General features: G+C 73.6%; 7 protein-coding genes and 1 riboswitch. Of the genes, 1 reads left to right on the forward strand and 6 read right to left on the reverse strand.

Going from position 1 to position 9937, the window contains the following annotated elements:
• Positions 1-84: 84 nt before the first annotated feature.
• Genes ACFXBC_RS04405 through ACFXBC_RS04420 form a run of 4 tightly spaced genes read right to left on the reverse strand, consistent with a single transcriptional unit; the run spans position 85 to position 5213 of the window.
• Positions 85-1824, reverse strand: a complete 1740-nt coding sequence (locus ACFXBC_RS04405) for an ABC transporter ATP-binding protein (protein ID WP_385018557.1) — start codon at positions 1822-1824, stop codon at positions 85-87.
• Between the two features lie 41 nt (positions 1825-1865).
• Positions 1866-2699 (reverse strand): ABC transporter permease, encoded by an 834-nt coding sequence (locus tag ACFXBC_RS04410; protein ID WP_385018559.1) that lies wholly within the window; start codon positions 2697-2699, stop codon positions 1866-1868.
• Positions 2696-3643, reverse strand: coding sequence for an ABC transporter permease (locus tag ACFXBC_RS04415; RefSeq protein ID WP_385018561.1), 948 nt, complete (start codon positions 3641-3643; stop codon positions 2696-2698). Before ACFXBC_RS04415 ends, ACFXBC_RS04410 begins: the two co-directional genes overlap by 4 nt.
• A gap of 1 nt (position 3644) precedes the next feature.
• Positions 3645-5213, reverse strand: a complete 1569-nt coding sequence (locus tag ACFXBC_RS04420; RefSeq protein WP_385018563.1) for an ABC transporter substrate-binding protein — start codon at positions 5211-5213, stop codon at positions 3645-3647.
• A gap of 52 nt (positions 5214-5265) precedes the next feature.
• A riboswitch (cobalamin riboswitch) is annotated at positions 5266-5394 on the reverse strand.
• A gap of 160 nt (positions 5395-5554) precedes the next feature.
• On the opposite strand from ACFXBC_RS04420, the gene ACFXBC_RS04425 reads away from it, so the two are divergent.
• A complete protein-coding gene (locus ACFXBC_RS04425; RefSeq protein WP_385018565.1) occupies positions 5555-6130 on the forward strand; it encodes a GNAT family N-acetyltransferase in 576 nt (191 codons plus the stop codon).
• Positions 6131-6243: 113 nt separating this feature from the next.
• Here the strand turns inward: ACFXBC_RS04425 and tkt are convergent, their stop codons facing one another.
• Both tkt and ACFXBC_RS04435 read right to left on the reverse strand, forming a co-directional pair.
• Positions 6244-8472, reverse strand: a complete 2229-nt coding sequence (gene tkt, locus ACFXBC_RS04430) for a transketolase (protein WP_385018567.1) — start codon at positions 8470-8472, stop codon at positions 6244-6246.
• A gap of 179 nt (positions 8473-8651) precedes the next feature.
• Complete coding sequence (locus tag ACFXBC_RS04435) at positions 8652-9719, reverse strand: alpha/beta fold hydrolase (protein ID WP_385018569.1); 1068 nt, start codon at positions 9717-9719, stop codon at positions 8652-8654.
• Positions 9720-9937: the final 218 nt, after the last annotated feature.

Below are 9937 nucleotides of genomic sequence, written 5' to 3' on the forward strand. Positions count from 1 at the left end.
GTGCCGGCGGCCGGCGGTGCCCGGGGGGCCGCCCGGCCGCCCGCCCGCCCCGCCCGGCACGTGGCGCCCGGCACGGCCCCGGCCTCACACCGGGCCGCCGCTGCCGGACCACGCGGCGGGCAGCACCTCGTCGACAGGACCGCGGCGCACACAGCGGCCGCCGTCGAACAGCGCGGCCTCGTCGGTGACCGCCCGTACCGCGGGGAGGTCGTGGCTGAGGAACAGCAGGGCGGTTCCGGCCGGGGCGAGCAGGCCGGGGAGCGCGTCGATGACGCGTTCCCGGGAGCCGGTGTCCAGCGCCGACGTCACCTCGTCGCAGATCAGCAGGGCCGGGCGCGCGGTCAGGGCCCGCACCAGCGCGCACCGCTGAAGCTGGCCGCCGGAGAGCCGGTCCGGAGTCCGGTGCAGCAGCGCCTCGTCGAGCCCCAGCACGCCGGCGGCCCGTACCGCGCCGGCCGTCGCCTCCTCGGGCCGCACTCCGCGCAGCAGCCGTGCGGTGTCCGCGAGTTGTGCGAGGACCGGGCGGTGTCCCTCGAAGGATTCCGCGCTGCTCTGGTGCACGTACTGGACAGCGCGGCGCTGTACGGCCGTGCGCCGGTCGACACGGCGCGGCAGCGGTAGGCCGTCGTACCGCACCTCTCCCAGGGTGGGTGTGGTCAGACCGGCCAGTACCCGGGCGAAAGTCGTCTTGCCCGCGCCCGAGGGGCCGAGCAGTGCGGTCCTGCTCCCGGGCGCGAACGCCATGGATACCGGCCCGGCGAGCGGATCACCCGACCTGCGGCGTACGACGATGCCGGTGGCGGTGATGCCGAGGCCCTCCGCAGCCGGGCGGGCCGTGCCGCGGTCCGCGCCCCTGCCCGCGGCGGTGCGGCGCTCGGCGGCGAGCAACTCCCGGGTGGCCGGGTGGCGTACGGCGGGCGGCCCGGTACCGGGAGCGGCGGCGGCCGTCACGGGGCCAGGGGCCGGAGCAGTGGCGCCCGTGCCGATACCGGCAGCGCCCGTACCGGTACCGGCGGCGCCCGTACCGGTACCGGCGGCGCGCGTCCCGGTACCCGCAGTGCTCGTACCAGTACCGAGGGCAGCCGGACCGTCGGCGCCGAGCAGGTCCGCCGTCGGCCCGTCGTCCACGGCCCGGCCGTGCTCCAGCACGATGATCCGGGCGGCCGTCTCCCGTACCAGCCGCAAGTCGTGACTGAGCAGCAGCACACCCGCGCCGTCCTCCGCGAGCGCCCGCAGCGTGCGGCCCAGGGCGTGTGCGAGGGCCGGGTCCAGGCCGCTCGTCGGCTCGTCGAGCACCAGCAGCTGTGCGCCCGTCACCAGGGCGGAGGCGAGTGCCAGACGCTGCTGCTGGCCACCGGAGAGCTGATGCGGGAAGCGCCGGCGGACGGCTTCCCACTCCAGACCCGCGCGGGCCACCGCCCCGAGCGCGGCGGACTTGCGCGCGGCCCGTCCCTGGTGCCCGAGCGCGGCCAGTTCGGTGAGGGTGCCACCGGCCCTGCGGACCGGATCCAGCACCGTCTCCGGGTGCTGGGGCAGATGCGCGGCCCGGCCCGCCCGGGCCGGGGGGCGCCGGGACGGCTCCAGGAGCAGCAGATCCGTACCGTCCAGCAGGACGCTTCCGGAGAGCCGTACGCCCCTGCGGGAGCTTCCGAGCGCGGCCAGGCCGAGCGTGGTCTTGCCACTGCCCGACGGGCCGACTACGGCGGTGACGGAACCGGCGGGAACGGTCAGTGCGATCCGGTCGAGCAGCGGGCGCCGGGCCCCGTCCGCGTACGCGGAGAGCTCCGGGACGTCGAGGAGCGGCGGGCGGGCGGAGCGGGCCACCGGGCCCTCCTGCGCCCGCCCGGAATACTCACTCGCCGGGCTCACCGGACCCCCCGCTGTCCGGCGAGGGCACTGTCCACGAGCAGGTTGCCGCCGACGCAGAGCGCCGTCAGCAGACCGGCGGGCACCAGCACCGCGGCGGGCTGGGTGAACAGCGCGTCGCTGTTGCGCTCGATGAGCACCGCCCAGTCGGGTGAGGACACCGGCAGCCCCAGTCCGAGGAAGTTGGCGGACGCCAGCAGATACAGCACCACGGAGAACCGGCCGCCCGCGTCGGTGGCCAGCGGGGCGGCCAACTCCCGTGCCAGGTGGCGGAGATGGATGTACGCCCAGCCGCGGCCCTGCATCCGCAGCGCCTCGACGACCGTGCGGGAGGCCGGGGCGAGCGCGGCTCCGCGCACCAGGCGGGCCACGGCCGGGACCTGGAGCACCCCGGCGACCGCCACCAGCCAGTACCGGTCGCGGTGCCCGGTCGCCGCCAGGGTCATCAGTACCAGCAGCCCGGGGAACGCGAGCAGCAGGTCGAGGCCGCGCATCACCGTCTCGTCGAGGCCGCGCCGCGGGCCCGCCGCCAGCAGCCCCAGCGGGGCACCCACGGCCACGCCGATCAGCAGCGCGCCCAGGGCGCTCCCCAGGACCGAGGCACCGCCGTGCAGCACGAGCCACAGCACATCGCGACCCAGGACGTCCGTACCGAGCGGGTGCCCTTCGCCGGACGGCTGCGACGGCAGCGCGCCCCGCGCCGACGGAGCACCCCCGGCCAACCACGGCCCCAGCAGGGCCGCGAGCACCGGCACACCGAGCAGTGTCAGGGCGATCCACGGCAGGCGGTTACGGCCTGGGCGCACGGTCCCGGCCTCCGCCGGCGCGGTCATGCCGTCACCTCCCGGTGCGGTGCCAGGCGGTGGGCGGCGAGGTCGCCGATGAGGTTGACCGCGACAGCGGTGCCGGCGAAGAGCAGCGCGTACGTCTGCACCTGAGGCAGATCGCGGTTCTGTACGGCCTCGACGAAACCGCTGCCGAGGCCGCGGAAGCCGAACACCGCCTCCACCAGTACGGTGCCGCCCAGCAGCCCCTCCACACAGCGGGCGAACTGCTGCGCCGCGGGGCCCAGGGCACCCGGCAGTACATGGCGCAGCACCACCGTCCGCTCCCGCATACCGAGGAGCCGCAGATGCGCGGCGACGGAACCGTGCCGCCCCGCCGCCACCCCGGCCCGGATCTGCCGTGCCAGATCACAGAGGTGACGGGCCGTCAGTACGGTGACGGGCAGCACCAGCACGGTCGGCTGGGTGAGCAGATCGGCGGTGTCCATGCCGACAGCGGTGGCCGGCAGCAGCCCTGCCGCCAGTGAGACCGAGGCGACCAGCAGCAGCCCGAGCACGAACTCGGGTACCGCGTGCAGCAGTACGGCCGCCGTGTTCAGCGTCCGGTCGACGCGACTGCCCTCCCGCAGCCCCGACACCGTGCCGAGCAGCGGCGCCAGTACGGTGACCAGCACCAGCGCCGGCACGCCCAGCAGCAGCGTCACCCCGATACGGCGGCCGATGTCGTCGCCCACCGGCAGCCCGGTGGTCAGGGAGTGCCCGAGGTCGCCGCTGAGCAGCTTGCCGAGCCAGTGTCCGAAGCGGGTCCAGGCCGGCTCGTCAAGACCCAACTGACTTCTCAGCGCGGCCACTTGTTCCGGCGTGCCGAGTTCGCCGCGGAGCACGTCGGCCGTGTCGCCCGGCAGCAGCGAACCGACCGCGAAGACGGCGACCAGCACCACCAGGCACTGGAGGGCCGCCAGCAGGAAACGCCGCAGCACATAGGCGCGCACGTCAGCCGATGCGGACCCGGTCGAACCGGGCCCAGTCGTGCGAGTTGGGCGGCGCGGCGCGCAGACCGCGGACCGATGGGCCGATCGCGTCGTTGGCGTCGGAGAACGCCCACACCAGCAGTCCGGACTCGTCCCGGGCGAGCTTCTGTGCCCGGGCGAGGAGCGCCAGCCGCTCCTTCTCGTCCCGGGTGGTGCGGGCCCGCTCCAGGAGCGTGTCGAACTTCTTCGACGCGTACTGCGTCTGGTTGCGGGCCGCTCCCCCGCGGACCCGCTGCTGGAGGAAGTCGGAGAGGGGCAGGGTGGAGGTGGTGTTGAAGGCGGCCACCCCCTGTGTCCTGATTTCACTGAAGTACGTACTGGACGCACGGGTGTTGGCGGTCAGACGGAGCCCGACCTCACGCAGCTGCCGCCCCATCAGGTCCGCGGCCGCCTCCCAGGTGGCATCGACGGAGCTGGTCTCCACGGTGATGTGCAGCCCCTCCGCTCCGGCCTCCTTCACCAGCTTCCGTGCCTGGCCGACATCGCGTACCCGGGGCGCGATGCCGTTCGGATAGCCGCGCAGACCCATGCCGAACAGGTCGTTCCCCGGCTCCCCGTGTCCGGCCAGCGCGACCCGGACCAGCGCCTCCCGGTCGATCCCCAGCTGCACGGCGCGCACCAGCCGCGGATCGTCGAACGGCTTGCGGCCGGTGCGCAGCAACAACTGCTGGGCGGTGGCCCGCTCGGCGGTCAGCAGCCGCGTCGAGCCCTCCTTCTTCAGCCGGTCCACGGAGGCACCGGCCAGGTCGGCGGCGTAGTGGACCTGCCCGGACAGCAGCGCGTTGAGCCGCGCAGACTCCTCGTTCGCGGGGACGATCTCCAGCTCCGCGATGTGCGGGGCGCCGTCCCAGTGGCCGTCCCAGCCGCGGTAGCGGGCGGTGCCGCCGGGCGTGAACGACACATAGGTGAAGGGGCCGGAGCCGATGGGCTTGCGGAATTCCTTCGTCCCGTCGGGGATGATCTCCGTGCCGGGGCCCGCGAAGACGGTGGGGAACTCGAAGTTGGGCGCCTTCAGTACGAAGACGACGGACCGTTCGCCGTCGGCCCGGGTGGCGCCGGAGTCGATGGCCGACAGCAGGACCTGCGAGGGGGAGCCGGTGGCGGGGTCGGCGGCGCGGCGGTAGCTGTAGAGGACGTCCTTGGCGGTGACCGGCTTGCCGTCGTGGAACTGCGCCTTGCGCAGCCGTATGCGCCACCGGGTGCCGGACGCGTCGCTCTCCCAGGACTCCGCGAGCCGCTTGCGGACGGACATGTCGTCGGCGTAGGTCCCGAGCGTGTCGTACAGGGCCTTGGCGCGGGCCTGGTCGACGAAGTTCGGGGCGACATGGGGGTCGAGGGTCTCCTGTGAGCCGCCGGCCGTGAACGCGGCGCGGAACCGGTCACCGCCTCCCCCGTCCTTCCTGTCCCCGCCGCACCCGGCGAGCAGGCCGGTCGCGGCCAGTGCCAGGGCGCCTCCGGCGGCCAGCGCTCCCCGTCTGCCGAGCACCGGCCGGTGCCGGTCCGGGGCCTCCGTCCGGGCATGCGTCGTCACAGCCGATCCTCTCCGGGGTGTCCTCGCCCCTGCTCGCGGACCGGCGACAGGTCAGTCTCCTGGCTCCCGGATCGTCGCTCACCTCCGCCTTCCCGCCCGCGTCAGCGGACAGTGACATGCAGGAGGACCGCTTCCCGGTCACAGTGGCGGGACCGCGCCGGACTCGCACCGGCTTCCTGATCCCCGTCGCCTCGTGCACTCATTGTGACGTACGGGGCAGAGGTGGCCGGAACCCGGTTCCCGTTCCGTGGTCCGGAGGTCTCGGCTGTCCGGAGGTCTCGGCTGTCCGGCGGCCCAGGGCCGATGGAACCGGATCGGCCGGGGTCACTAGGCTGCGGCCCATGACATCCCCCCTGACCGGCGGTCCGAGAGCCGAGCCCGTGATCCTCGACGCCGAGGAGCTGGCTGCCGATCCGGAGTTGGCGGCCGGGCTCGCCGAGTCCGCTCACCGGATGCTGGCCGACCTGGTCGGAGCGGGCGCAGCGCTGGGCTGGGTCGAACCGCCCGCGCCGGACGAAGTGGCCGGACTTCTCCGCCGTGTCGTCCGCGCGGCGCGGGCGGGAGACGCCGGCCTGCGCGCCGCCTACCTGGACCGCCGCATGGTGGGGCTCGGGTACTGGCTGCGGTACGCCCGGCCGACCCACCGGCCGCACGCCGATGTGGAGAAGATCGCGGTGGCCGCCGAGGCCCAGGGGCATGGTGTCGGCCGGGCGCTGACCGCCGGCCTGATCACCGATGCGCGGAAGGCGGGTATCGAGGTGCTCACGCTGGACGCCCGTGGCGACAACACCAGGGCTCTGGAGCTCTACCGGTCGCTCGGCTTCACTCCGTACGGGCGCCTCCCCGGCTTCGTCGCCGTCGGCGAGGACCGCTACGACACGGTTCTCTGCATGCTGGACCTGCGCCGCCGGGACTGACCGCCCCCACCCGCCATCGTGCCGTTTGATCCGTCAACTGCACTGCTTGGCACGGCAGTTGGTCCGTACACCGCACCGGCCGGAGCCCATGGGCGGCTCCGGCCGGTGGGGCCTCACGGCCGGTCGGCCGTGCCGCCGTCGGCGGGCGCCGCCGTACTCTGCCGGCCGCCGGGGCGCGTCGCCGTCCGCGTGTCGTCCAGGCTGTCCCGGGCGGCCTGCGCGACCGCTTCGGGGGTGATCCCGAACTCGGAGTAGAGGCGCTGGTAGTCCGCCGACGCGCCGTAGTGCTCAAGGCTGACGATCCGCCCGGCGTCGCCGACGACCTCGCGCCAGCCCTGGCCGACGGCGGCCTCGACGCTCACCCGGGCGCGTACCGCAGGCGGGAGCACCTCGTCCTGGTAGGCGGCCGGCTGGAGGGCGAACCATTCGCGGCACGGCATGGACACCACCCGGACCGTCAGATCACCGGCCAGCAGCAGAGCACAGGCGTCCAGTGCGATCTGCACCTCCGAGCCGGTCGCGACGATGATCACGTCGGGCTCGGAGCCCCGGCCGCGCTCGGTGAGCACGTACCCGCCCTTGGCGGCCGCCGCGGCGGGGGTGTGGCCGGAGCCCGGACCACGGTCGAGTACGGGGAGGTTCTGCCTGGTGAGGACCAGTCCCGTCGGCCGGTCGGTGTGCTCAAGGATGGCGGCCCAGCAGGCGGCGGTCTCGTTGGCGTCACCGGGCCGTACGACGTCCAGGCCGGGGATGGCCCGCAGGGCGGCGAGGTGCTCGACGGGCTGATGGGTCGGACCGTCCTCGCCGAGGCCGATGGAATCGTGCGTCCACACGTACACGGCGGGCAGCTTCATCAGGGCGGCCAGCCGGACGGCGGGGCGCATGTAGTCGGAGAACGTCAGGAACGTGCCCCCGTACGGCCGCGTCAGGCTCTGCAGGGCGATGCCGTTGAGGATCGCACCCATGGCGTGCTCACGGATACCGAAGTGGAGGGTCCTTCCGTACGGTCCGCCCTTCCACAGCTCCGTCTGCCGGTCGGCGGGGAGGAAGGACTCCACCCCCTCCATGGTGGTGTTGTTGCTCCCGGCCAGGTCCGCCGATCCGCCCCACAGTTCGGGGAGTACCGGCGCGAGGGCCCCGAGGACTTCGCCGGACGCCTTGCGGGTGGCCATGCCCTTCTCGTCGGCCGGGAACGCGGGCAGCGCGTCGGCCCAGCCGCCGGGCAGTTCCTGCGCCTGGAGCCGGTCGAGGAGGGCGGCCCGCGCGGGGTTGGCCGTGCGCCAGGCGGAGAAGTCGCGCTGCCACCGGGCGTGGGCCTCGGCGCCGCGGTCACGTACCGCACGGGCCCTGCGCAGGACGTCGTCCTCGACGGTGAAGGTGCGGTCCGGGTCGAAGCCGAGCAGCTTCTTGGTGGCCGCCACCTCCTCGTCGCCCAGCGCGGAGCCGTGCGCCTTCCCGGTGTTCTGCTTGGTCGGCGCGGGCCAGCCGATCAGGGTGTGCAGCACGATCAGCGACGGGCGTCCGCGCTCGCTCCTCGCCTGCTCGATGGCGTGGAGCAGGGCGTCGACGTCCTCGGTGTACGCTCCGTCGCCCCGCCAGTCGACGTCCTGAACATGCCAGCCGTATGCGGCGTATCTGGCGGCCACGTCCTCGCTGAAGGAGACGTCGGTGTCGTCCTCGATGGAGATCTGGTTGGCGTCGTAGAACAGCACCAGGCTGCCGAGTTCCTGGTGCCCGGCGAGCGAGGACGCCTCGGATGTGACGCCCTCCATCATGTCGCCGTCCGATGCGACGACGTACACCTGGTGGTCGAAGGGGCTCCTGCCCGCGGGGGCGTCCGGGTCGAGCAGACCCCGTTCCCGCCGGGCCGCCATGGCCATGCCCACCGCGCTCGCCAGCCCCTGACCGAGCGGCCCCGTGGTGATCTCCACTCCCCTGGTGTGCCGGTACTCCGGGTGGCCCGGCGTCGCCGAGCCCCAGGTGCGATACGCCTCCAGGTCCGAGAGCTCCAGACCGTACCCGGAGAGGTAGAGCTGGATGTACAGGGTGAGGCTGGAGTGGCCGCAGGAGAGCACGAACCGGTCCCGGCCGAGCCACTGGTCGTCGGCCGGGTCGTGCCGCATCACGTTCTGGAACAGCAGATACGCCAGGGGCGCCAGGCTCATCGCGGTCCCGGGGTGGCCGTTCCCCACTTTCTGCACCGCGTCCGCGGCGAGCAGTCGGATGGTGTCCACCGCCCGGACGTCCACCTCGTCCCAGCCGGCGCGCGCGGCCACCGGCAACACCAGGTCCTGGCTCCGGCCGGGTACCGCGTTCACGCCGTTCGGATGCTGCTCTGCCATCGTCGCTCCTTCGCCTGCTGCTCCGTGGGGGAAAGGTGAGCCCGGCGGCTCAGTCTTCTCACCCCTTCCCCGTATTCGCCGTTCCCGCGCTCCACGGCCCCACCGGACGGCGTAGTGCGGGACCTTGCCGCACGGCGGATTTCAGCAGCGGGCGACGGGCTTCAGCAGTGGGCGACGGTTCAGAGGCGGGCCGCGTCGACGACGGCCCCGGCGAAGGCGGCGGGGGCCTCCTGGGGAACGTTGTGGCCGATGCCCGCCAGGGCTCGGTGCTCGTAGCGGCCGGTGAAGCGGTCCCGGTAGGAGCAGCCGTTCCCGGGAGCGGTGAAGGGGTCGCGTTCCGGGTCGAGGGTGACGGTGGGCGTGTGGATGAAGGGGCGGGCGGCGAGCTGCTTCTCATAGCGGTCGTAGCGGCGTTCGCCGTCGGCGAGCCCGAGACGCCAGCGGTAGTTGTGGATGACGATGGCGGCGTAGTCGGGGTTGTCGAAGGCGGCGGCGGTACGTCCGAAGGTGGCGTCGTCGAAGTGCCAGGTCGGGGAGACGGTCTCCCAGACCAGCCGGCACAGGGCGTCCCTGTCGTCCGGTGTCTCCATGGCGGTACGGCCCCGCTCGGTGGCGAAGTAGTACTGGTACCACCAGCTGTACTCGGCCTTCGCGGACAGCGGTGTCTTCTGCGCCTCGACGTCGGTGATGAGGTATCCGCCCACCGAGACCAGCGCCGCGACACGCTCGGGCCACAGGGCGGCGATGATGTCGGCGGTGCGCGACCCCCAGTCGAAACCGGCGAGGACCGCCTTCTCGATCTTGAGGGTGTCCATCAGGGCGATGATGTCGAGGGCGACAGCCGACTGCTGGGCGTTGCGGACCGTACGGGAGGACAGGAACCGCGTCGTGCCGTGACCGCGGAGGTACGGGACGATGACCCGGTAGCCCTGAGCGGCCAGGAAGGGCGCGACTTCGACGTAGCTGTGGATGTCGTAGGGCCAACCGTGCAGGCAGATGACCACCGGGCCGTGCGAGGGGCCCGCCTCGGCGTAGCCGACGTCCAGGACCCCTGCCCGCACCTGTTTCAGGGCGGCGAACGAGGTGTGGGCGGGCGCGGACACGGTGGGGAGCGCGCTCCCGGACCGGCCGTCCGGCGGGTTGCCGGGCGCGTCCGCGGCCGACGCGTCCCACGGCCCGGTCAGTGACATGGCTGCGGCGCCGGTGGTCGCACCGACGGCCTTGCCGAACGTACGCCTGCTGATCATCCGGATGACCCTTCCCCCTGCGGCTGTCGCCGACTGCCGATACGCCTGACCTGCCCGGGGGGTGCGCGGCATGGACTCCGTTGCCCCGGCGGCCCGTTGACGGTGCCGGTCGAGTCCGGCGTGCCGACCCTGGCACAGCATCGCGGGACCGGGGAACGAGGGGTGGGAAAGGGACGCCGGGCGGCCGCGCGCCCGCCCCCCCCCGTTAGCGGAACCCC

The organism is Streptomyces sp. NPDC059398, assembly GCF_042751845.1.
Classification (GTDB): Bacteria; Actinomycetota; Actinomycetes; order Streptomycetales; family Streptomycetaceae; genus Streptomyces.